This window comes from Nocardioides pini, assembly GCF_026712185.1.
GTDB lineage: Bacteria > Actinomycetota > Actinomycetes > Propionibacteriales > Nocardioidaceae > Nocardioides > Nocardioides pini.
Window position 1 is genome coordinate 580,123 of sequence record NZ_JAPPUX010000003.1, and the last position, 20,364, is coordinate 600,486.

The following is a 20,364-nucleotide window of genomic DNA, read 5'->3' on the forward strand; positions in this document are numbered from 1 at the left end:
CACGACTGTCGTCCCCAAATAAACGCAAAGTGGCCCACATCCCCGGTGCGGAGCGGGTTCTGGGCTAGGTTGGATGATTGTGACGCAGCGCACAACGGCCGCATTCCTCACTCCCGAGGGCTTCTCGCAGCCCTCCGTGGTGGCCGTGCTGCGCGAGGGCTCGGTGCTCACCGAGGCCGGGCGCTACGCCGTCTCGGCCCTCGGCTCGCGCGGCTCGCGACGTCGTACGCCGCTGGGCTCGCGGCCGCTGCGGGTGGGGGAACCGGTGCTGCTGGTGCCGGGGTTCCTCGCCGGGGACTCCTCCCTGGGGCCGATGAGCCGGACGCTGCGCCACCAGGGCTTCCGGACCTACCGGGCGGACATCCGCGCCAACGTCGGCTGCACCCTGTCGGCCGCCGCGCAGCTCGAGGAGCGGCTGGAGGAGATCTCGCAGCGCCGCGGGTCGCGGGTGCGCATCGTGGGCCACAGCCTCGGCGGGATGCTGGCCCGCGGGGTCGCCGCCCGACGCCCCGACCTCGTCGCGGGCATCGTCACGATGGGCAGCCCGGTGCTCGCGCCTGGGGCCCACCACGTCTCGCTCGCCCGCAGCGTCGACCTGCTGGTGCGGCTCAACCGGGCCGGGATGCGCCGGCTGATGACCGAGGACTGTGTCGCCGGCACGTGCGCGCGGGAGAGCTTCGACCAGGCGCGCGCGCCGTTGCCCGACGGGATCGACTTCACCGCGATCTTCTCCCGGCGCGACGGGATCGTCGACTGGCGCGCGTGCGTCGACCCGGCGGCACGGCCCGTGGAGGTGCGCTCGTCCCACGTGGGGATGGCGTTCGACCCCCTCGTCATCACCGCGGTGTCGGCGGCGCTGCGGCCGCCCGTGCCCGTGCCCGTGTCAGTTGTCGAAGTCGATCGTGGAGAGATTGCGTAGCTTCGAGAGCTGGTGCTCGGCGGTGATCGAGCGCACGGTGCCGCTGCGCGAGCGCATCACCAGCGAGTGCGTGGTCACGCCGTTGCCGCGGTAGCGCACCCCGCGCATGAGCTCGCCGTCGGTGATGCCGGTGGCCACGAAGAACGCGTCGTCCCCGGTGACCAAGTCGTCGGTGCCGAGCACGAAGTCGCGGTCGAGGTCGTGGCCGGCGTCGAGCGCGCGCTGACGCTCGTCGTCGTCCTGCGGCCAGAGCTGGCCCTGGATCTTGCCGCCGATGCACTTCATCGCGCACGCCGCGATGATGCCCTCGGGGGTGCCGCCGATGCCCAGCATCAGGTCGACGCCGGTGTCGGGTCGGGCCGCCATGATCGCGCCGGCGACGTCGCCGTCGGTGATGTACTTGATGCGGGCGCCGGTCGCGCGGATGTCGTCGACGAGCTGGGCGTGGCGCGGGCGGTCGAGCAGCACGACGGTCACGTCGTGGACGGAGATGCCCTTTGCCTTGGCGACGCGGGCGATGTTCTCCTTCACCGGCAGCCGGATGTCGACGACGTCGGCGGCCTCGGGGCCGGTGGCCAGCTTGTCCATGTAGAAGACCGCGCTCGGGTCGTACATCGAGCCGCGCGGCGACACCGCGAGCACCGAGACGGCGTTGCTCATGCCCTTGGCGGTCAGCGTCGTGCCGTCGATCGGGTCGACGGCGACGTCGCACTCGGGGCCCGAGCCGTCGCCGACCTCCTCGCCGTTGAAGAGCATCGGGGCGTTGTCCTTCTCGCCCTCGCCGATCACCACGGTGCCGCGCATCTCGACGGTGGAGATCATGTAGCGCATCGCCTCGACCGCGACGCCGTCGGCGTCGTTCTTGTCGCCGCGACCGACCCAGCGCCCGGCCGCCATGGCGGCCGCCTCGGTGACGCGCACCAGCTCGAGGGCGAGGTTGCGTTCGGGCTGCGGCGCGCTGGAGCTCATGGCGCGCATGTTATCGGCGCGCGGCGTAGCGGCTCACCGCGGTCGCCTTGGCCGACAGCCACACCTCGCGGCCCGGGACCAGCTCCAGCTCGGTCGCCGCGGCGGGTGTCAGGTCGGCGAGGAGGTCGGGGGAGGCGTGCACCAGCAGGCGTACGGCGTCGCCGTGCGGCGCGAGCGTCGCGATCGGTCCGTGCCAGCGCAGGCGCGTGGATCCCTCCGGCTCCTGCAACGAGACCACGACGGCGTCCGGGGTGAAGGCCATCAGGTCGTCGCCGTCGGGTACGAGGTTGAGCCCGACGAGGCGGGCGACGTGGGGGGTGCGGGGCTCGGCCGCGACCTCGGCGGGCGGGCCGACCTGCGCCACCCGGCCCTCGTCGAGGACGAGGACCTTGTCGGCCAGCGTGAGCGCGTCGATGGCGTCGTGCGTGACCAGGAGCGCGATGCCCGGGAAGTCGCGCAGGTGCCGGCCCAGCTCGATCCGCAGCGCCATCTGGACCGACACGTCGAGCCCGGTGAACGGCTCGTCGAGCAGCAGCACGTCCGGCTCGGTCGCCAGGGCCCGCGCGATCGCGACGCGCTGGGCCTGGCCACCGGAGAGCTCGCGCGGCTTGCGATCCGCGAGGTCGGCGATGCCGAAGCGCTCGAGCCAGTCCCGCGCGACCGCCTCCGCCCTCGCCCGGCCCTCGCCGCGGGAGCGCAGGCCGAAGGCGACGTTGTCGACGGCCGAGAGGTGCGGGAAGAGCAGCTGTCCCTGGAACACCAGCCCGATCCGGCGCTCGCGGACCGGCAGCGTGAGCAGGTCGGTGTCGCCGAGGCGCGCACTGCCCTCGACGTCGACGAGCCCCGCGACGGCGTGGAGGAGGGAGCTCTTCCCGGCGCCGTTGGGACCGATGACGGCCAGCACCTCGCCCGGCTCGGCGGTGAACGCGGCGTCGACCCGGTCGGCCACCCGCAGGTCGGCCACGAGCGGTCGTGCGGGAGCCGCGCTCACGGCGTCCCCAGCCAGTGGTCGCGCAGGGCGACGAGGATGCCCACCGACACCAGCAGCATGAGCAGGCTGAGGGAGATGGCGGCGGCCTGGTCGGACTGGCGGGTCACGTAGATCAGCGTCGGCATCGTCTGGGTGGTGCCCGGGTAGTTGCCGTTGAAGGTGATGGTCGCGCCGAACTCGCCGAGCGACCGCGCCCACCCGAGGACGGTCCCGGCGACGACGCCCGGGAGCGCGAGCGGGACCGTGACCCGTCGGAACGTCGTCCAGCGGGTGGCGCCGAGCGTGGCGGCAGCCTCGTCGTACCTCGGGTCGGCGGAGCGCAGGGCGCCCTCGATGGCGATCACGACGAAGGGCATGGACACGAACACGTGCGCCAGCACGACGCCGTACGTCGTGAAGGGGAAGGCGAAGCCCGTCCACTCGAGCAGGGGCCCGCCGATGACCCCGGAGCGCCCGAAGGCGCTGCGGAGGGCGACTCCGGCGACGACCGGTGGCAGCACCAGCGGCACGGTGACCAGGGCGCGCACGGCGCCGCGGCCGCGGAAGTCGACCCGGGCCAGCAGCCACGCGAGCGGCAGTCCCAGGAGCAGGCAGAACACGATGGCCACGGTCGAGGTGACCAGCGACAGCCGGAGCGCGTCGATCGCGGCCGGGGAGGTCAGGTGGCCCGGCAGCGCCTGCCAGTCGGCGGCCGCGACCATGGCGACCAGGGGGACGAGCAGGAGGAGCGTGGCGAGGACGGCCGGCACCATCAGGAGTGCCGGCGGTCGCCCGAGGCGGTCGGTCACGGGCTGCCGAAGCCGGCGTCCCCGAGGATCGCCTGCCCCTCGTCCGACCTCACCCACGCGACCCAGTCGGCGGCCAGGTCCGCGTCCTCCGACTGCGCGAGCGTCGCCGCGTAGTAGGACGTGAGGGCCTGCTCCGCGCCGGGGATCTCCACGGCGTCGACCTCTGCCGCGGCGGCGACCGCGTCCGTCGCGTAGACCAGTCCGGCGTCGGCCTCCCCGGAGGCCACCTTGTCGAGCGTGGCGCGGACGTCCTCCTCGAGGCTGACCGGCTCGGCGGTGACGCCGGCGGCGTCGAGCAGCGACACGGCGACCTTGCCGCACGGCACCTCGTCGGCGCAGCGCACCCACGTCGCACCCGCGAGGTCGTCGAGCGACTCGATGCCGGCCGGGTTGCCGGCGGGCACGACGATCGTGAGGACGTTGGTCGCGAACGGCTCGACCTCGCCGGTGACGCCGGCGTCCTCGGCGAGCTGCATCGACGCCTCATCGGCTGTGGCCAGGACGTCGCCCGGGGCGCCGTCGGCGACCTGCTCGGCGAGGTCGGTGCTCGAGCCGAAGGAGAACGTGACGTCGGCGTCGTGCTCCTCCTCGAACGGCGTGGCGAGCTCGTCGAACACATCGGTCAGCGAGGCGGCGGCGAGCACGGTGAGCCTGGCACCACCACCCGCTGCGTCCTCCCCGTCGTCACCACCCCCGCAGGCGGCGAGGGGGAGCAGCAGGACCAGGGCGGCGAGCCTCCTCACTTCGGCACCTCCACGACGACGTTGGTGGACTTCACGCTCGCGATGGCCCGGACGCCCGGCTCGAGGCCGAGCTCGTCGGCGGCGTCGGTGCTCATCAGCGACACCACCCGGTAGGGGCCGCAGATCATCTCGACCTGGGCCATCACGTGGTCCCGCTTGACCCGCGTCACGATGCCGCTCATCCGGTTGCGCGCGCTGACCGTGCCGGCACGGGTGCGGTCGCGCTCGGCGAGCTCGCCGGACTCCGCGAGGTGCTCGGCGAGATCGGCCAGGTCGTGGCCCGCGACCGTCGTGCGGCCTTCGTCGCGGCGCGAGGGCAGCCGGCCGGCGTCCACCCAGCGGCGTACGGTGTCGTCGCTGACGGCGAGGATCTCCGCCGCCTCCGCGATTCGGTAGGTGATCACGGTTGGAGTATGCCGCACCTGCGTTCTTTTTGGCTCCATCTCTCCGCACCTGCGGCTGGACCTGGCGCTCCCGACCTCCGTTGTAACGCCGGGTTGCTGCAGGTACCCATGGTGGTGCTCCACCGTGGGTAGTGCTCCTAACCCGGCGTTACAGCGCGTGGGGTGGGCTGGGAGGATGGGCCACGTGAGTGCGCAGGGACAGCCGAGCCGTTACACGCGCTCCTTCAACGGGATGACCGGCGCCCTGATCGTCACGGTGCTCGCGGTGCTGGCGTTCGTCGCGTGGCGCGGGCTGTGGCGCAACGACGTGGACAACGAGCCCGAGGCCGTCGACTGGCAGGCGCGCGTCGAGCTCGCGCAGCAGGCCGACCTCCAGGTCGTCCACCCCCGCGAGCTGCCGGCCGGGTGGACGGCCACCAGCACCGAGCTCGCCGCCGGCGACGACCCGCGGTGGAGCCTCGGCGTGCTCACCGACGACGGTCGCTTCGTCGGGATCCGGCAGCAGGACACCTCCGTCGACGACCTCGTCGAGCTCTACGTCGACGAGGACGCCGTGGCGGGCGACGACGCGACCGTGCCCTCCGACGTCACCGACACCTGGCAGACCTGGTCCGACGACGGCGGTGACGTGGGCTACTCCACCGAGCTCGGCGACGAGGCGCTCCTCGTCTACGGCTCCGCCCCGGCCGAGGACATCGAGACCTACCTCGGTCTGCTGACGCGGTGAGACGCCCAGTCGCGGCCGAGGCACGAGGCCGCGGCGTGGGGGCGGCCAGATCGAGCAAGCGACGCGACTGAGGAACGAAGTCGCACGAGCGAGTCGAGATCCGGACAGCCGAGAAGCAGCATTCGCCGAGGGGTCTCGTGACGGGACTTCGTCCCTCCTCGACCAGCGGATGCGGTCAGTCGTCGGCGTCAGCCCTCAGTCGTCGGCGCCCATCGCGTCGTCGAGGCGCTTGCGGGCGCCGTCGAGCCACCGCTGGCAGACCTTGGCGAGGGCCTCGCCCCGCTCCCAGAGCGCGAGCGACTCCTCGAGCGTGGTGCCGCCGGCCTCGAGGGTGCGCACCACCTCGATGAGCTCCTCGCGGGCCTCCTCGTAGCTGGGCTGCTCGGGGCTGGCGTCACTCATCAGGGTCCTCCTCGACCAGGGTGTCTCGTTCGATGCGGTCTGTCGCGGCGTGGATGCGCCCGTCCGCGACCCGGACGGAGACGGCGGCGCCGGGCGTGGCCTGCGCGACGGACGTCACGACGTGGCCTTCGGCGTCCTGGAGCACGGCGTAGCCCCGCTGCAGCGTGGCGAGCGGGGAGAGCGCCTGCGCCCGGGCGCGCTGGTGACCGATGTCGTCGGCAGCCCGGTCGAGGCGGTGGGAGAGGGTACGACGGGCGCGCGCCAGCAGGTCGTCGAGCTCGTCGGAGCGGGCGGCGAGCAGGTTGCGCGGGTCGGCCATGGCCGGGCGCGACCGCACCTGCGCCAGCCACTCCACCTCGCGCGCGATGCGTTGCGAGATGACCTGGCGGAGCCGGTCGCGCGCCCACGTGACGCCCTGGATCTCCTCGGCCATGTCGGGGACGACGAGCTTGGCCGCGTCGGTGGGGGTGGAGGCACGGACGTCGGCGACGAGGTCGAGCAGCGGCTGGTCGGGCTCGTGGCCGATCGCGGACACCACCGGCGTACGCATCTGGTGCACCGCCCTGATCAGCGCCTCGTCGGAGAACGGCAGCAGGTCCTCGCTCGAGCCGCCGCCGCGCGCGACCACGACGACGTCGACCTCGGCGTGGCGCTCGAGCCGGTCGAGGGCCTCCATCACCTCGGCCGCCGACCGGGTGCCCTGCATGGCGGCGTAGGCCACCTCGAACTGCACGGCCGGCCAGCGGCGGCGCGCGTTGTCGAGCACGTCGCGCTCGGCGGCGCTGTTGGGCGCGGTCACCAGGCCGACGCGGGCGGGGAGGAAGGGCAGGTCGCGCTTGAGCTCGGGGGCGAACAGGCCCTCGGCGGCGAGCAGCTGGCGGCGCCGCTCGAGCCGGGCGAGCAGCTCGCCGAGGCCGACCATGCGGATCTCGCGGGCGGCCAGGGAGAAGGACCCGCGGTTGGCGTAGAAGCTGGGCCGGGCGTGGACGACGACGCTGGCCCCCTCGACGAGGGGCGGGTTCATCGAGTCGACGAGCGAACGGGCGCACGTCAGCGTGACCGAGATGTCCGCGACGGTGTCGCGGAGCGTCATGAAGACGGTCTGCATCCCGGGGCGCCGGTTGACCTGCGCGATCTGCCCCTCGACCCAGACGCCGCCGAGCTTGTCGATCCACTGCGCGACGGCGTTGGCGACGGCCCGCACCGGGGCCGGCGACTCGGCCGTGGCGTCGCGGAGTGAGGGCACGCGGCGAGGATAGGGGAGGGCGCGGACACGCCCGTAGACTCGGGCCCATGAGCACCGACCTCGGCCTCCCTCCGGTCCTCGACCCCGAGACCGCCAAGAACGTCCTGCTCGCGGCGCCCCGCGGCTACTGCGCCGGCGTGGATCGTGCCGTGATCACGGTCGAGAAGGCGCTCGACCTCTACGGCGCCCCGGTCTACGTCCGCAAGCAGATCGTGCACAACAAGCACGTGGTGGCCAACCTCGAGTCGCGCGGCGCGATCTTCGTCGAGGAGCTCGACGAGGTCCCCGAGGGCCGGACGGTGGTCTTCTCCGCCCACGGCGTCTCGCCGGCGGTCCACGCGCAGGCGGCCGAGCGCGGCCTGAAGACCATCGACGCCACCTGCCCGCTGGTGACGAAGGTCCACCACGAGGCGAAGCGGTTCGCCTCCGACGACTACGACATCCTCCTCATCGGCCACGCCGGCCACGAGGAGGTCGAGGGCACGGCGGGCGAGGCGCCCGACCACATCCAGCTCGTCGAGAGCCCGGCGGACGTCGCGCACATCGAGGTCCGCGACCCCGCGAAGGTGGCCTGGCTGTCGCAGACGACGCTGAGCGTCGACGAGACCCTCGAGACGGTCGCGGCGATCCGGGAGAAGTTCCCGCTGCTGCTCGACCCGCCCAGCGACGACATCTGCTACGCCACCCAGAACCGCCAGCTCGCGATCAAGGAGATCTCGGCGGCCGCCGACCTGGTGATCGTGGTCGGGTCGCGCAACTCCTCGAACTCCGTGCGACTGGTCGAGGTCGCCCTCGAGGCGGGCGCCAAGGCGTCGTACCTCGTCGACGACCACACCGAGATCGACGAGGCCTGGCTCGACGGCGTCGAGACCGTGTCGGTCACCTCCGGCGCGTCGGTGCCCGAGGACCTCGTCGAGGGCGTGCTCGCCTTCCTCTCCGAGCGCGGCTACCCCGACGCGCGTGCGGTGCACTCGGCGGAGGAGTCGTTGATCTTCGCGCTGCCGCCGGAGCTGCGGCGCGACCTGCGTGCGGCGCAGAAGGCCTGAGGGCGACCACGATGGCGCGCTACCTCGACATCCACCCGGACAACCCGCAGCCGCGCCTCGTCTCCCAGGTCGTCGAGGCGTTGCGGAGCGACCAGCTCATCGCCTACCCCACCGACTCCGGCTACGCCCTCGGCGCGCGGCTCGGCAACCGTGAGGGCCGCGACCGGATCCTCAAGATCCGCGAGCTCGACGACCGCCACCACTTCACGCTGATGTGCAAGGACTTCTCCCAGCTCGGGCAGTTCGTCCACGTCGACAACAACGCGTTCCGCGCCATCAAGGCCGCGACGCCGGGCCCGTACACGTTCATCCTCCCCGCGACCGGTGAGGTGCCGAAGCGGCTGATGCACCCGAAGAAGCGCACCGTCGGCGTCCGCATCCCCGACCACAAGCTGGTGTGCGCCCTGCTGGAGGAGCTCGGCGAGCCGATCCTCACCAGCACCCTCATCCTCCCCGGTGAGACCGAGGCGCGCACGATGGGCTGGGAGATCAAGGAGGACCTCGACCACGTCGTCGACGTCGTGGTCGAGTCGGGCGAGGTCACCGCCGAGCCCACGTCGGTGATCGACTGGTCCGACGCCGAGCCCGTCGTCGTACGCCGCGGGGCGGGCGACGTGTCGCGCTTCGAGGAGTGACTCACCCGATCCGGGCCACGTTCCACACCACGTCGTAGTCGTCGTCGTTGTGGCCCGCTCGGCGCGTTCCAGCGCGAGGAAGTGCCCGGTCGGCGCGGTGCAGCGCGAGGAAGTGCCCGGTCGGCGCGGTGCAGCGCGAGGAAGAGCCCGGTCAGCGGGCCGGCTGGCCCAGCTCGCGCTCGAGCTCGGAGGCGAGGTCGCCCTTGCGGTGCAGGCGCCAGCCGAGCCAGCCCAGGCACAGGGCGTAGCCGACGAAGAGGGCGACGCCGTGGGTGGCGACGCCGGAGACGACGGCCTGCAGGACGCTGTCGCCGGGGTCGGCGATCGCGTCGCGCGCGACGATCGCGATGAAGCCGAAGACCACGACCATCAGGACCGGCGGCAGCAGCGCGACGAGGTAGAAGTCCTGCCGTCGCACCAGCGCAGCCAGTCCCAGGCACAGCGCCATGAAGCAGAGGTCGAAGAACAGCGTGAGGCTGCCGACAAGCAGCACGTCGAGGGCGACGGCGGTGAGCGTGAGCGCGACGCCCAGGGACACCACCTGGCGGCCAGGCTCCTGCCCGGCCTGCCACCACGTGTCGGCACGCGTCACGAGGCTCAACCTAGAGGCGATCTCAGGCGCCCTGCGCGCGGCGCGCCGCGGCGGGTGTCGTGCCGGGCTGGTGGTCGAGCAGGTCGTCCAGCGTGGGGTCGCCCGTGGCACCCGGGACGTCGTCGAGGACGCCGAGCTCGGGCGCGGCGGCCGAGCGGGGAACCGTCTCCACCTGGCGGGGACCGTCCAGCTGGTCGTTGGTGACGCCGAGGTCGGCGAAGCGCCGCGCGGACACCAGCACCCGCCCCTCGAGCGAGCCCATCGCCTGGTTGTAGGCGACGACGCTGGCGTTGAGCGAGCGGCCCACCTTGTCGAGGTGGCCGGCCATCGAGCCGAGCCGGGCGTGGAGCTCCTGCCCCAGCCGCTGGACCTCCTGCGCCTGCGCGTTGAGCACCTCGTGCTGCCAGCCCTGGGCGACCGTGCGCAGCAGCGCGATCAGCGTGGAGGGGGTGGCCAGGACGACGTTGCGTGACGCGGCCTGCTCGACGAGGTCGGGCACGGCCTGGAGCGCGGCCTGGAGGATCGCCTCGCCCGGCAGGAACAGCACGACGAACTCCGGGGTGCCGGCCAGCGCCTCCCAGTAGCGCCGGGACCCCAGGTCGGCGACGTGCTTGCGGACGTGCTCGCCCAGCCGGGCCAGCGCCCGATCGTGCTCGGCGGGGTCGTCGGCGCCGGTGAGGTCGAGGAACGCGGCGAGCGGAGCCTTCGCGTCGACCGCGATGGTGCGGCCGCCGGCGAGGGTGACCACGAGGTCGGGGCGCAGCCGGCCGTCGTCGAGGCGCGTCTGCTCGGCGAAGTCGCAGTGGTCGACCAGCCCGGCGAGCTCGACGGTCCGGCGCAGGTGGAGCTCGCCCCACTGCCCGCGCACCTGCGGCTTGCGCAGCGCGGTCGCGAGCGTGTGGGTCTCGTGCCGGAGCACGTCGGTCGAGCGGCGCACGTCGGCCACCTGCTGGTGGAGCTGGGCCTGCCAGGCCGTGCGGTCGTGGGCGAGGTCGCTCAGCTGGTCCTGGAGCCGCTCGAGGCCGTCCTGGACGACCGCGTGGTCCGCGACCCGCTGCTGCAGCGCCAAGATCGCGGCGTCGTCGCCCGGGCGGCTGCGTGCCCACAGCACGCCGATCACGGCACCGAGGGCCAGCCCGACGGCGAGGACGGCCGCCAGGGTCAGCACGAGGGGGAAGGTGTCCATGGGGCCAGCATGGACGGCCCCACCGACATCGACCGGGAGCCCGGTCGAGTGCGCGGCCCCGTGTCGACTGCTACCGCGAGCGCACTCGACCGGCGTCGGGGGCACCGCGGAAGGTCCGCCGGTACGCCGAGGGCGAGACGCCGACGCTCGCGCGGAGGTGCTGGCGCAGGGACGCCGCGGTGCCCATCCCGGCGCGGGCCGCGACGTCGTCGACGGTCAGGTCGGTGGCCTCGAGGAGGTGCTGGGCGTGGCGGATCCGCTGCTGGGTGACCCAGGCGCCGGGGGACTGGCCGGTCTCGTCGCGGAAGCGGCGGGTGAAGGTGCGCACGCTCATCGAGGCGTGGCGCGCCAGGGTCGCGACGTCGAGGGGCTGGTCGAGGTGGGCCTGCGCCCACGCGCGTACGTCGCTGGTGGTCTCGTCGACGCGACGCGGGACGTGCCGCTCGATGAACTGCGCCTGCCCGCCGTCGCGCCACGGCGGCACCACCATGTGCCGGGCGACGGCGTTGGCGACGGCCGTGCCGTGGTCGGTGCGCACGAGGTGGAGGCACAGGTCGATGCCGGCGCTCAGGCCGGCCGAGGTCAGGACGCGACCGTCGTCGGTGAAGAGCACGTCCTCGTCGACTGCCACGTCGGGGTAGAGCCGGCGGAAGTCGTCGGCGTACTTCCAGTGCGTCGTGGCCCGGTGGCCGTCGAGGATCCCGGCGGCCGCGAGCACGAACGCCCCGGTGCAGATCGAGACCCAGCGGGCCCCGGCAGGCACGGAGGCCAGCGCGGCGCGGAGGTCGTCGCCGATCCTCCCGTCACGTCGCGGGCCGGGGACCTGGGTGCCCGGGACGATGACGGTCTGGGCGCGGGCGAGCGCCTCGGGACCGGCGGACGGGGCGATGGCGTAGCCGCGGGTGGCCTCCACCGGGCCGCCGTCGAGCGTCACGACCGCGACGTCGTAGAGCGGGTGACCGTCGGCGTCGTGGGCCTCGCCGAGCACCTGCGGCGGGATCGTCAGGTCGTAGCCGATCACCGGAGGGATCGCCAGCACGACCACGCGGTGCGGGGACGGGGACATGGCCGGATTCTTGCACATGTTGGCATCTCGGCCACTCGCCCGACGGTGCAGACGGCCGCCAGACTGCTCCCGTGACGATGACGACGCCCTCCGAGCCGACGCTCGGCCGACCGCAGCGGCTGCACTGGGCCTGGGTGGTGGCCGCGGTCGCGTTCGTGACCCTCGTCGGCGCGGCCGCCTTCCGGTCCGTGCCCGGCGTGCTGATCGAGCCGCTGCACGACGAGTTCGGCTGGTCGCACGGGCTCATCGGCTCGGCGGTCTCGCTCAACCTCATGCTCTTCGGCCTCATCTCGCCGTTCGCGGCCGCGCTGATGGACCGCTTCGGCGTCCGGCCGGTCGTCACGTTCGCGTTGCTGATGGTCGCCGTCGGGAGCGGCCTGACGGTCTTCATGACCGAGCCCTGGCAGCTGGTGCTGTGCTGGGGCCTGCTCGTCGGGATCGGCACCGGGTCGATGTCGATGGCCTTCGTGGCCACGATCACCAGCCGGTGGTTCGTCGCCCGTCGCGGGCTCGTCAGCGGCATCCTCACCGCCGGCAACGCCACCGGTCAGCTCATCTTCCTGCCGGTCGTGGCGTGGCTCGCCACCCACCACGGCTGGCGTACGGCGGCGCTGCTGGCCGCCGCGGCCGCGCTGGCCGTCGTACCGCTGGTCCTCCTGCTCCTGCGCAACCACCCGGCCGACCTCGGGCTGCAGGCGTTCGGCGCCACCGAGGCCGATCCCGGCCCGCCGCCCCACCAGCACGTCGGCTCCAGCGCCGGTCGTGCGCTCTCGGTGCTGCGCGACGCCGCCCGCAGCCGGACGTTCTGGCTCCTCGCCGGCGGCTTCGCGATCTGCGGGATGACCACCAACGGCCTCATCGCCACCCACTTCGTCCCGGCGGCGCACGACCACGGCATGCCGGCCACCACCGCCGCCTCCCTGCTCGCGGTCGTCGGCATCTTCGACGTGGTGGGCACGATCGCCTCGGGCTGGCTCACCGACAAGGTCGACCCGCGGCTGCTGCTCGTGGGCTACTACGTGCTGCGTGGCGTCGGGCTGATGGTGCTGCCCGCGCTGATGTCACCGCACGTGGAGCCGAGCATGTGGGTCTTCATCATCGTCTACGGCCTCGACTGGGTCGCGACCGTGCCGCCCACCGTCGCCCTGTGCCGCGAGTGGTTCGGCGCGGCCGACGGCCCGATCGTCTTCGGCTGGGTCTTCGCCAGCCACCAGGTGGGCGCGGCCATCGCCGCCACCGGCGCCGGTGTGGTCCGCGACCTCACCGGCGGCTACGACCCGGCCTTCTACGCCGCGGCCGCCCTGTGCGCGCTCGCCGCGCTGATGTCGTACGCCATCCGGCGCACGCCGCAGCCCGCCGTGGCCCGGCCGACCGCCGGCGTGATGTGAGCCTTCAGTCGAGGTCGACGACGACGGGTGCGTGGTCGGACGGCGAGCCGGTGCCCTGGGCGGGGTCGCGCTCGTCGCGGTCGACGAACGCGCCGCTGACCCGCGAGGCGAGCGTGGGGGAGGCCAGGACGAAGTCGATCTTGAGCCCGCGGTCGCGCTCGAAGCGCTGGCGGTAGTAGTCCCAGTAGGTGTAGCCCGGGTCGTGGGCGCGCGTCACCTCGGCGTAGCCGTCGTCCAGGAAGGCCTGGAACGCGGCCCGCTCCGGCGGCGTCACGTGGGTCGACTTCGCGAACTGAGTGACGTCGAAGACGTCGTCGTCGGTGGGGCAGATGTTCCAGTCGCCGACGAGGGCGGTCTCGCCGTCGAGCCAGCCGCTGGCGGTCGCGCGCAGCCGGGCCAGCCAGTCGAGCTTGTAGACGTAGTGCGGGTCGTCGGGCTTGCGGCCGTTGGGGACGTAGAGCGACCAGATGCGCACCCCGCCGCAGGTCGCGCCGATCGCGCGGGACTCGGCCGCCACCGGGTCGCCCCACCCGGGCATGTCGTCGAAGCCGATCTCGACGTCCTCGAGGCCGACGCGCGACAGCAGCGCGACGCCGTTCCACTGGTTGAGCCCGGCGACGGCGACGTCGTAGCCGAGGGCCTGCAGGCCCATCAGCGGCAGCTGGTCCTCGCGCGCCTTGGTCTCCTGCAGCGCGAGCACGTCGACGTCGTGGCGCTGCACGAACGCCTCGACGCGGTCGATGCGGGAGCGGAGGGAGTTGACGTTCCAGGTGGCGATGCGCACCCGTCCACCCTAAGGAAGGCAGTTCGCGCCGCACGCTGTGGGGCGCGAAACGTTTTACGCAGGAAACCCTTTACAGATCGCGCGCCTGTGGGGGAGGTTCGTCGGCACGCACCTGTCTCGGGAACTCGTGCCAACCCCGCTACACCCCTGTCGGACGCTCCCAACCCGTCCGGCGCTGCTCGACCTCCGAGATGGCGTGTGCCCAATCCCCCATCAGGAGAAGAACCAGCATGCAGCGCAGTCGACTCGGGGCGATCGCCCTCAGCTCCGCAGCACTCCTCGGCGCGGCCCTCGCCTCACCGGCACTGGCCGCCACCGAGTCGGAGATCCCGTCCTTCCAGGAGTTCCACGCCTCCTCCTTCAAGGACTCCGACCAGCAGTACATCGTCAACGGCGACGAGCCCGTCAGCACCACCGGTGACCTCCGGGCCTACTACGACCGGATGGTCGGAGGCTCGGAGAAGGCCATGGAGGAGGGCCTCGTCGTCAACACTGTCGGCGGCGTCGACGACAAGTGGTCCACCGCCCAGGTCGGCAACCTGACCTACTGCGTCAGCGACAAGTTCGGCGCCCGGAAGGCCGACATCGTCAACGCGATGAACAGTGGCGCCGGCCTCTGGGAGGCCGCGTCCTCGAGGATCAACTTCGTGTACGTGCCGTCCCAGGACGCCAGCTGCACCACCCGCAACAACAGCGTGCTCTTCTCGGTCGAGCCCGTGCAGACCTCCCAGTACATCGCCCGCGCGTTCTTCCCCAGCTCGCCCAAGCGCTCGCGCAACGTGCTGGTCGACGACTCGATCTGGACCTCCGGGTCGTGGACGCCCAGCAACATCCTCGGCCACGAGCTCGGCCACACGCTCGGCTTCCGGCACGAGCACACGCGGCCCGAGGCCGGCACGTGCTTCGAGGACAACAACTGGCGCCCGCTGACGCCGTACGACTCCGCGTCGATCATGCACTACCCCCAGTGCAACGGCTCGTCGGCCAACCTGAGCATGACGAACACCGACCGCCAGGGCGCCGCGGCGCTCTACGGTGCCTGAGCCACTGGTGAACCTCCGGTCCGACCCGTAAGGTCGGTCGCAGGCGGCGATCGCCCCTTCTGTCCCGAGCGGAGGGGGCGATCGTCATGTCACGGGCCGCCCGCCGGGTAGCGTCGGCGCGTGTCCACCACCGCCTCGCCCTCGACGATCCTCTCCGCGCGCGACCTGCAGTTCATGCTCTTCGAGTGGCTCGACGTGGAGCAGCTGGCCGAGCGGCCGCGGTTCGCCGAGCACGACCGCGAGACGTACGACGCCCTGCTGGCGCTGTGCGAGCAGCTGGCCACCGAGCACTTCGCGCCGCACTACCGCCGCAGCGACACCGAGGAGCCCGCCTTCGACGGCGAGCGGGTGCACCTCATCCCGGAGATCGCCTCGGCGCTCGAGGCCTTCGCCAAGGCCGACCTGCTCACCCTGACCCTCGACGAGGAGGTCGGCGGGCAGCAGGTCCCGCACGTCGTCGCCTCGGCCTGCATGGCGTGGTTCACCGCGGCCAACATCGGCACGGCGGCGTACTCGTTCCTGACAGTCGCCAACGCCGGCCTGCTGCTCGCCCACGGCACCCCCGAGCAGGTCGAGCGCTTCGTGACGCCGATGCTCGAGGGTCGCTTCTTCGGGACCATGACGCTGTCCGAGCCGCACGCGGGCTCCAGCCTCGGCGACGTGGTCACGCGTGCGGTCCCGGCCGACGACGGCACCTACCGGATCTTCGGCAGCAAGATGTGGATCTCCGGCGGCGACCACGAGATGGGCGACAACATCGTCCACCTGGTCCTGGCCAAGCTGCCCGACGCCGCCCCCGGCAGCCGCGGCATCTCGCTGTTCATCGTGCCGAAGCACCTCGTGGGGGAGGACGGTTCGATCGGCGAGCGCAACGACGTCGTCCTCGCCGGCATCAACCACAAGCTCGGCAGCCGGGGGACGGTCAACACCGCTCCCGTCTTCGGCGGCGGGGCGTTCTTGCCCGGCGGCGCCCCGGGTGCCGTCGGCCACCTCGTCGGTGAGCCGGGCAAGGGCCTGTCCTACATGTTCCACATGATGAACGCGGCGCGCCTCGGGGTCGGGATGTCCGCGACGACCACGGCCTACACCGCCTACCTCAAGTCGCTGGAGTACGCCCGCTCCCGCCCGCAGGGGCGCCGGCTCGCGGCCGCCGACCCGAGCGCACCGCAGGTGCCGATCATCGAGCACGCCGACGTGCGCCGCATGCTGCTGGCGCAGAAGGCGTACGTCGAGGGTGCGCTGGCGCTCAACCTCTACTGCTCGCGGCTCCTCGACGTCCAGGCGACCGCGCGCGACGAGGAGGAGCGCACCGAGACCGGGCGGCTGCTCGACCTGCTCACGCCGATCGCGAAGTCCTGGCCGTCGCAGTGGGGGCAGGAGAGCAACAGCCTGGCGATCCAGGTGCTGGGCGGTTCGGGCTACACCCGTGACTACGACGTCGAGGCGCACTGGCGCGACCAGCGGCTGAACCCCATCCACGAGGGCACCCACGGCATCCAGGCGCTCGACCTCCTCGGCCGCAAGGTCCTCGGCGGCGGCGGCGCCTCGCTCATGGCGCTGGCCGCCCGGATCGCCGACACCGTGGCCCGGGCCCGGGACCTCGGTGGGGAGCCCGCCGCCCACGCCGACGCCCTCCAGTCGGCGGTCGACCGGCTGGGGGAGGTGACGCTCGCGCTGGCCGGGCTCGGTGACCCGGAGCGGACGATGGCCAACGCCACGGTCTACCTCGAGGCAGCCGGGCACGTCGTCGTGGCGTGGATGTGGCTCGAGCAGCTCGTCGCGGTCGGCGACCACGACGGCGACTTCTACGACGGCAAGCGTGCCGCGGCCCGCTACTTCTTCCGCTGGGAGCTGCCGAAGGTGGGGCCGATGCTCGACCTGCTCGCCTCGGGCGACACGACCACGCTCGAGATGCGCGACGCCTGGTTCTAGGCCGTCCCGTGCGCCGGCCCGACGAAGTCGGACAGCAGCCCGGGCGTGGCCCGGTCGGCCAGCGCCACGGCCACGTCGAGGCGTACGTCGCGCACCAGCACCCGCTCGGTGCCCGCGGCCGTCGTGGCCGTCAGGTCGGCGAGCCCGGCGCGGCGCTGCCACCACGTCTGCGAGACGACCCAGCCGATGATCCCGTCGGTCTCGAGCACGGTGCGGATGCGGGCGAAGGTGCCGCTGCCGGCGACGAGGTGGTCGCCCGCGAGCGCGTGCCCGAGATGGCGGTACTGCGCCTGTCCGGCCACCGCGGCGAGGGCCAGCAGCGCGGTGCCGATCGCGGCGAGCCACCACCACGTCAGGTCGAACCACCACCAGCCGACCGCGAGCAGCACGACGGCGTCGAGGGCGTGGCGGACCTGGCGGAACCACGCACGGCGCCGGGCCCTCGGGCCGTGCTCGACGAGCCGACCGGTCAGCGGGCCCGGTCGCTCGAGGACCGCCTCGCCGACCGCGACGGCGACCCCGCGCGGGCACGGCGGCAGCACCTGCGTGACGCCGTTCTCGACGCCGGTGGCGAGCGTGGAGAGCTCGGCGCCGCCGACGAGCCGCATGAGCACCGGCTCGGTCATCTCGACGCCGCGGACCTTCGCCTCCTCCACGGTGATCGACCGCGTCGTCACCAGCCCGGAGGTGAGGTGGAGCGAGCCGTGCTCGCGCACGAGCCGGAAGCCCCACCACTGCAGGACGTAGCCGGCGACCGAGATGACCAGCCACAGGGCGAGCGCGCCGACGGAGAGCACGACCACGATGGCGGCGACGGCGAACTGGGTGAGCCAGTGCCACGCCGAGGTGGCCGTCTCCTGGTTCCAGATGGGGAGGTCGTCGGCGAACTGCGACAGCACGCCCAGGCCGCCGAAGACCAGCACCAGCCGGCCGAGGCTGAACGGCGCGAAACGCAGCCACGACCAGTCGATCCGCGCCAGCGGCACCGCCGGCGCGACCGGGGGTGGGGACAGGGGCGGGGACGGGGTGGCGGGCCCGGCGGGCCGCTCGGGCGAGAGGCCGTCGGGGAGGTCGGTGGGCCCGACGGCAGCGTGGCCGACGGCTCCCGCTGCCGCCACGGCCTGCTGCTCCGCGACGGCACGACGCGTCAGCAGCGTCGTACGCAGTGCCTGGGCGTCGGCGGCAGCGAGGGCGTCGAGCGTGATGCGGTCGTCGTCGACGCCGGTGCCGATCTGCACCTTCTGCAGCCCGAGGATGCGGTGCATCAGCGACGCCTCGAGGTCGACGCTGCGCACGCGGTCGAGCGGCGCGGTCGAGGTGGTCTTGTTGAGCACGCCGCTGCGGACCTGGATCTGCGTGCCGGTGAGGCGGTAGTGGGTCGTCAGCCAGGGCAGGGCGCCGAGGACGAGCGGGCCGATGACGACGAGCGGGAGGATGATCGGCCAGAACTGCGTGTCGCTCCGGCTGATCCCGACGAGCGCGATGACGAGGGGCACGACCATCTGCCCGACGGCCTTCACGGGGTCGAGCAGCAGCTTGCGCGGGCTGAGCCGGACGTAGCCCTCCCCGGGCTCGGGGATCACGTGGCGTCGCCCTCGGTGGCGGCGGTGATGGCGGTCAGCCGCGCGACCACCTCGCGGGCGGTGGCGGCGTCCAGGCAGTCGACGGTGATCGGGCCCGCCGCCGACGCGGTGGTGACGGTGATCGAGGCGAGCCCGAACAGCCGCATCAGCGCGCCCTGGCGGGAGTCGACCGTCTGGACCCGGCTGATCGGGGCGATGCGGGTCTCGCGGCCGATCCATCCCTCGCGGGTGTGGACCGCGGTGTCGGTGACCTCCCACCGGTGCACGCGGTAGCGGACCCGGGGCATCAGCACGACGTGCGCGACCGCCGCCACCGCGAGCAGCAGCACCAGGAGACCGGCCCAGCCGGGCACGCCGGGGACGAGCAGCCACACGAGCACGGCGGCGACCACCAGGACGGCGTCGCCGACCAGGGCCGAGACGGTCCAGAACGGGATCGCCCGCGGCGAGACCCGGTTGGCCGGCTCGCGCAGCACCGGCGTACCCCCCACGTCAGTCATGGTCCGAGTCTTGCAGGTGCGCGCGAGCGACCCGACGCCCCCGAGCCGGTCGCCGGGGATGGTGCAGGTTCGTGCAGGTGCACACACCTGACCCTGCCCAGACCTTCCCCGGTCGCGGCCCGACGGGGTTGGGTGGGGGAGCCTCACAGGTCGTCCAAGGGACCTGTCGATGACCGGGACTGATCGCGCGGGGGTGTGGTCGGTCCACGGCTCCTGACGGACGCCGCGGCGCGCAGGAGGGAGGGCCCGGCCGGCCGGCCGGGCCCTCCGCCGTCCTCGCTTCTCCCGCCTGCCGCGAATCGCTCGCGTGCCGCGCGCCGCCGTAGACTCCCCGCCCGTGGCTCTCACCATCGGCATCGTCGGTCTCCCCAACGCGGGCAAGTCGACGCTCTTCAACGCACTGACCAAGAACGACGTCCTCGCGGCGAACTACCCGTTCGCCACCATCGAGCCCAACGTCGGCGTCGTGGGCGTCCCCGACGAGCGGCTGCCCCGCCTGGCCGAGGTCTTCGAGTCGGCCAAGGTGCTGCCCGCGACGGTGGAGTTCGTGGACATCGCCGGCATCGTGCGCGGCGCCTCGCAGGGCGAGGGCCTGGGCAACAAGTTCCTCGCCCACATCCGCGAGTCGGCCGCGATCTGCCAGGTCACCCGCGTCTTCCGCGACGACGACGTCACCCACGTCGACGGCGAGGTCAACCCCGCCAACGACATCTCCACCATCCAGACCGAGCTGATCCTCGCCGACCTCGAGACCGTCGAGAAGGCGATCGCCCGGCTCGAGAAGGAGTCGCGGAAGGTCAAGGACCTCGTTGCCAACCTCGAGGCCGCCAAGGCCGCCAAGGACGCCCTCGAGTCGGGCACCCCGATCATCGCCACCGACATCGACCGCTCGCTGCTGCGCGAGCTGTCCCTGCTGACGGCCAAGCCGTTCATCTACGTCTTCAACTGCGACGGCGACGAGCTCGCCGACGACTCCTTGAAGGACCGGATGCGCGAGATCGTCGCGCCGGCCGAGGCGATCTTCCTCGACGCCAAGTTCGAGGCCGACCTCGCGGAGATGGACGACGACGAGATGGCGCACGAGATGCTCGCCGAGATGGGCATCTCCGAGTCCGGCCTCGACCAGCTCGCCCGCGTCGGCTTCGACACCCTCGGCCTGCAGACCTACCTGACCGCCGGTCCGAAGGAGACCCGGGCCTGGACGATCAGGAAGGGCGCCACCGCCCCCGAGGCCGCCGGTGTCATCCACACCGACTTCCAGAAGGGCTTCATCAAGGCCGAGGTCGTCTCCTTCGACGACCTGATGACCGCCGGGTCCATGCTCAAGGCCCGCGAGGCCGGCAAGGTCCGCATGGAGGGCAAGGACTACGTGATGGCCGACGGCGACGTGGTGGAGTTCCGCTTCAACGTGTGACGGCCG

At 72.7% G+C, this 20,364-nt stretch carries 21 protein-coding genes; 8 read left to right on the plus strand and 13 right to left on the minus strand.

The genetic code is table 11. From position 1 onward, the window contains the following. Nucleotides 1-79 precede the first annotated feature (79 nt). Nucleotides 80-919, plus strand: coding sequence for an esterase/lipase family protein (locus NYO98_RS12500; RefSeq protein ID WP_268112059.1), 840 nt, complete (start codon nucleotides 80-82; stop codon nucleotides 917-919). On the opposite strand, the gene glpX is transcribed toward NYO98_RS12500, so the two are convergent. The 5 genes from glpX to NYO98_RS12525 are packed head-to-tail and all read right to left on the minus strand — an operon-like array spanning nucleotide 884 to nucleotide 4,814. Beyond that, complete coding sequence (gene glpX, locus NYO98_RS12505) at nucleotides 884-1,897, minus strand: class II fructose-bisphosphatase (RefSeq protein ID WP_268112060.1); 1,014 nt, start codon at nucleotides 1,895-1,897, stop codon at nucleotides 884-886. The genes NYO98_RS12500 and glpX overlap by 36 nt on opposite strands. 1 nt (nucleotide 1,898) lies before the next feature. Further along, the gene (locus tag NYO98_RS12510; protein WP_268112061.1) at nucleotides 1,899-2,879 is read right to left on the minus strand and encodes a sulfate/molybdate ABC transporter ATP-binding protein; all 981 of its coding nucleotides are present in this window, start codon (nucleotides 2,877-2,879) and stop codon (nucleotides 1,899-1,901) included. Beyond that, a complete protein-coding gene (locus tag NYO98_RS12515) occupies nucleotides 2,876-3,667 on the minus strand; it encodes an ABC transporter permease (RefSeq protein ID WP_268112062.1) in 792 nt (263 codons plus the stop codon). Before NYO98_RS12515 ends, NYO98_RS12510 begins: the two co-directional genes overlap by 4 nt. Further along, on the minus strand, nucleotides 3,664-4,410 hold the full coding sequence (gene modA / locus NYO98_RS12520; RefSeq protein WP_268112063.1) for a molybdate ABC transporter substrate-binding protein: 747 nt from the start codon (nucleotides 4,408-4,410) through the stop codon (nucleotides 3,664-3,666). The genes NYO98_RS12515 and modA overlap by 4 nt, the downstream gene beginning before the upstream one ends. After that, on the minus strand, nucleotides 4,407-4,814 hold the full coding sequence (locus tag NYO98_RS12525) for a TOBE domain-containing protein (protein WP_268112064.1): 408 nt from the start codon (nucleotides 4,812-4,814) through the stop codon (nucleotides 4,407-4,409). The genes modA and NYO98_RS12525 overlap by 4 nt, the downstream gene beginning before the upstream one ends. A gap of 184 nt (nucleotides 4,815-4,998) precedes the next feature. On the opposite strand from NYO98_RS12525, the gene NYO98_RS12530 reads away from it, so the two are divergent. Further along, nucleotides 4,999-5,541, plus strand: a complete 543-nt coding sequence (locus NYO98_RS12530) for a DUF4245 domain-containing protein (RefSeq protein WP_268112065.1) — start codon at nucleotides 4,999-5,001, stop codon at nucleotides 5,539-5,541. 195 nt (nucleotides 5,542-5,736) lie between these two features. Here NYO98_RS12530 and NYO98_RS12535 read toward each other — a convergent pair whose 3' ends face one another. Both NYO98_RS12535 and xseA read right to left on the minus strand, forming a co-directional pair. Further along, on the minus strand, nucleotides 5,737-5,943 hold the full coding sequence (locus tag NYO98_RS12535; RefSeq protein WP_268112066.1) for an exodeoxyribonuclease VII small subunit: 207 nt from the start codon (nucleotides 5,941-5,943) through the stop codon (nucleotides 5,737-5,739). Next, nucleotides 5,936-7,189, minus strand: coding sequence for an exodeoxyribonuclease VII large subunit (xseA, locus tag NYO98_RS12540; protein ID WP_268112067.1), 1,254 nt, complete (start codon nucleotides 7,187-7,189; stop codon nucleotides 5,936-5,938). Before xseA ends, NYO98_RS12535 begins: the two co-directional genes overlap by 8 nt. Nucleotides 7,190-7,236: 47 nt before the next feature. On the opposite strand from xseA, the gene NYO98_RS12545 reads away from it, so the two are divergent. Both NYO98_RS12545 and NYO98_RS12550 read left to right on the plus strand, forming a co-directional pair. Beyond that, entirely contained in the window at nucleotides 7,237-8,235 is a 999-nt protein-coding gene (locus tag NYO98_RS12545; protein WP_268112068.1) for a 4-hydroxy-3-methylbut-2-enyl diphosphate reductase, read from the plus strand. An 11-nt stretch (nucleotides 8,236-8,246) separates the two neighbouring features. Then, complete coding sequence (locus NYO98_RS12550) at nucleotides 8,247-8,870, plus strand: L-threonylcarbamoyladenylate synthase (protein WP_268112069.1); 624 nt, start codon at nucleotides 8,247-8,249, stop codon at nucleotides 8,868-8,870. A gap of 151 nt (nucleotides 8,871-9,021) precedes the next feature. On the opposite strand, the gene NYO98_RS12555 is transcribed toward NYO98_RS12550, so the two are convergent. The 3 genes from NYO98_RS12555 to NYO98_RS12565 all read right to left on the minus strand — a co-directional run bounded on the left by NYO98_RS12555 (nucleotide 9,022) and on the right by NYO98_RS12565 (nucleotide 11,714). Beyond that, nucleotides 9,022-9,462 (minus strand): DUF6542 domain-containing protein, encoded by a 441-nt coding sequence (locus NYO98_RS12555; protein ID WP_268112070.1) that lies wholly within the window; start codon nucleotides 9,460-9,462, stop codon nucleotides 9,022-9,024. Between the two features lie 22 nt (nucleotides 9,463-9,484). After that, on the minus strand, nucleotides 9,485-10,648 hold the full coding sequence (locus NYO98_RS12560) for a DNA recombination protein RmuC (RefSeq protein WP_268112071.1): 1,164 nt from the start codon (nucleotides 10,646-10,648) through the stop codon (nucleotides 9,485-9,487). Nucleotides 10,649-10,718: 70 nt separating this feature from the next. Continuing rightward, entirely contained in the window at nucleotides 10,719-11,714 is a 996-nt protein-coding gene (locus NYO98_RS12565) for a GlxA family transcriptional regulator (protein WP_268112072.1), read from the minus strand. A gap of 77 nt (nucleotides 11,715-11,791) precedes the next feature. Between NYO98_RS12565 and NYO98_RS12570 the strand changes: the two genes are divergently transcribed. Further along, nucleotides 11,792-13,102, plus strand: a complete 1,311-nt coding sequence (locus tag NYO98_RS12570) for an MFS transporter (RefSeq protein ID WP_268112221.1) — start codon at nucleotides 11,792-11,794, stop codon at nucleotides 13,100-13,102. A gap of 4 nt (nucleotides 13,103-13,106) precedes the next feature. On the opposite strand, the gene NYO98_RS12575 is transcribed toward NYO98_RS12570, so the two are convergent. Continuing rightward, on the minus strand, nucleotides 13,107-13,886 hold the full coding sequence (locus NYO98_RS12575) for an exodeoxyribonuclease III (protein ID WP_268112073.1): 780 nt from the start codon (nucleotides 13,884-13,886) through the stop codon (nucleotides 13,107-13,109). 230 nt (nucleotides 13,887-14,116) lie between these two features. Between NYO98_RS12575 and NYO98_RS12580 the strand changes: the two genes are divergently transcribed. Both NYO98_RS12580 and NYO98_RS12585 read left to right on the plus strand, forming a co-directional pair. Further along, a complete protein-coding gene (locus NYO98_RS12580) occupies nucleotides 14,117-14,929 on the plus strand; it encodes a M57 family metalloprotease (protein ID WP_268112074.1) in 813 nt (270 codons plus the stop codon). A 120-nt stretch (nucleotides 14,930-15,049) separates the two neighbouring features. Next, the gene (locus tag NYO98_RS12585; protein WP_268112075.1) at nucleotides 15,050-16,861 is read left to right on the plus strand and encodes an acyl-CoA dehydrogenase; all 1,812 of its coding nucleotides are present in this window, start codon (nucleotides 15,050-15,052) and stop codon (nucleotides 16,859-16,861) included. Here the strand turns inward: NYO98_RS12585 and NYO98_RS12590 are convergent. Continuing rightward, nucleotides 16,858-18,444 carry a PH domain-containing protein gene (locus NYO98_RS12590; protein ID WP_268112076.1) on the minus strand — a complete coding sequence of 529 codons (1,587 nt, stop codon included), beginning with the start codon at nucleotides 18,442-18,444 and terminating at the stop codon, nucleotides 16,858-16,860. The genes NYO98_RS12585 and NYO98_RS12590 overlap by 4 nt on opposite strands. After that, complete coding sequence (locus NYO98_RS12595) at nucleotides 18,441-18,944, minus strand: PH domain-containing protein (protein ID WP_268112077.1); 504 nt, start codon at nucleotides 18,942-18,944, stop codon at nucleotides 18,441-18,443. Before NYO98_RS12595 ends, NYO98_RS12590 begins: the two co-directional genes overlap by 4 nt. A 337-nt stretch (nucleotides 18,945-19,281) precedes the next feature. On the opposite strand from NYO98_RS12595, the gene ychF reads away from it, so the two are divergent. Next, a complete protein-coding gene (gene ychF, locus NYO98_RS12600) occupies nucleotides 19,282-20,358 on the plus strand; it encodes a redox-regulated ATPase YchF (protein ID WP_268112078.1) in 1,077 nt (358 codons plus the stop codon). Nucleotides 20,359-20,364 lie beyond the last annotated feature (6 nt).

What these genes read in the sequence shown, in the direction of transcription:
- NYO98_RS12565 (WP_268112072.1), bottom strand. Translation starts at nt 11,714, where the DNA reads ATGTCCCCGTCCCCGCACCGCGTGGTCGTGCTGGCGATCCCTCCGGTG.
- NYO98_RS12535 (WP_268112066.1), bottom strand. Translation starts at nt 5,943, where the DNA reads ATGAGTGACGCCAGCCCCGAGCAGCCCAGCTACGAGGAGGCCCGCGAG.
- NYO98_RS12580 (WP_268112074.1), top strand. Translation starts at nt 14,117, where the DNA reads ATGCAGCGCAGTCGACTCGGGGCGATCGCCCTCAGCTCCGCAGCACTC.
- NYO98_RS12595 (WP_268112077.1), bottom strand. Translation starts at nt 18,944, where the DNA reads ATGACTGACGTGGGGGGTACGCCGGTGCTGCGCGAGCCGGCCAACCGG.
- NYO98_RS12550 (WP_268112069.1), top strand. Translation starts at nt 8,247, where the DNA reads ATGGCGCGCTACCTCGACATCCACCCGGACAACCCGCAGCCGCGCCTC.
- glpX (WP_268112060.1), bottom strand. Translation starts at nt 1,897, where the DNA reads ATGCGCGCCATGAGCTCCAGCGCGCCGCAGCCCGAACGCAACCTCGCC.
- NYO98_RS12560 (WP_268112071.1), bottom strand. Translation starts at nt 10,648, where the DNA reads ATGGACACCTTCCCCCTCGTGCTGACCCTGGCGGCCGTCCTCGCCGTC.
- NYO98_RS12545 (WP_268112068.1), top strand. Translation starts at nt 7,237, where the DNA reads ATGAGCACCGACCTCGGCCTCCCTCCGGTCCTCGACCCCGAGACCGCC.
- NYO98_RS12570 (WP_268112221.1), top strand. Translation starts at nt 11,792, where the DNA reads ATGACGACGCCCTCCGAGCCGACGCTCGGCCGACCGCAGCGGCTGCAC.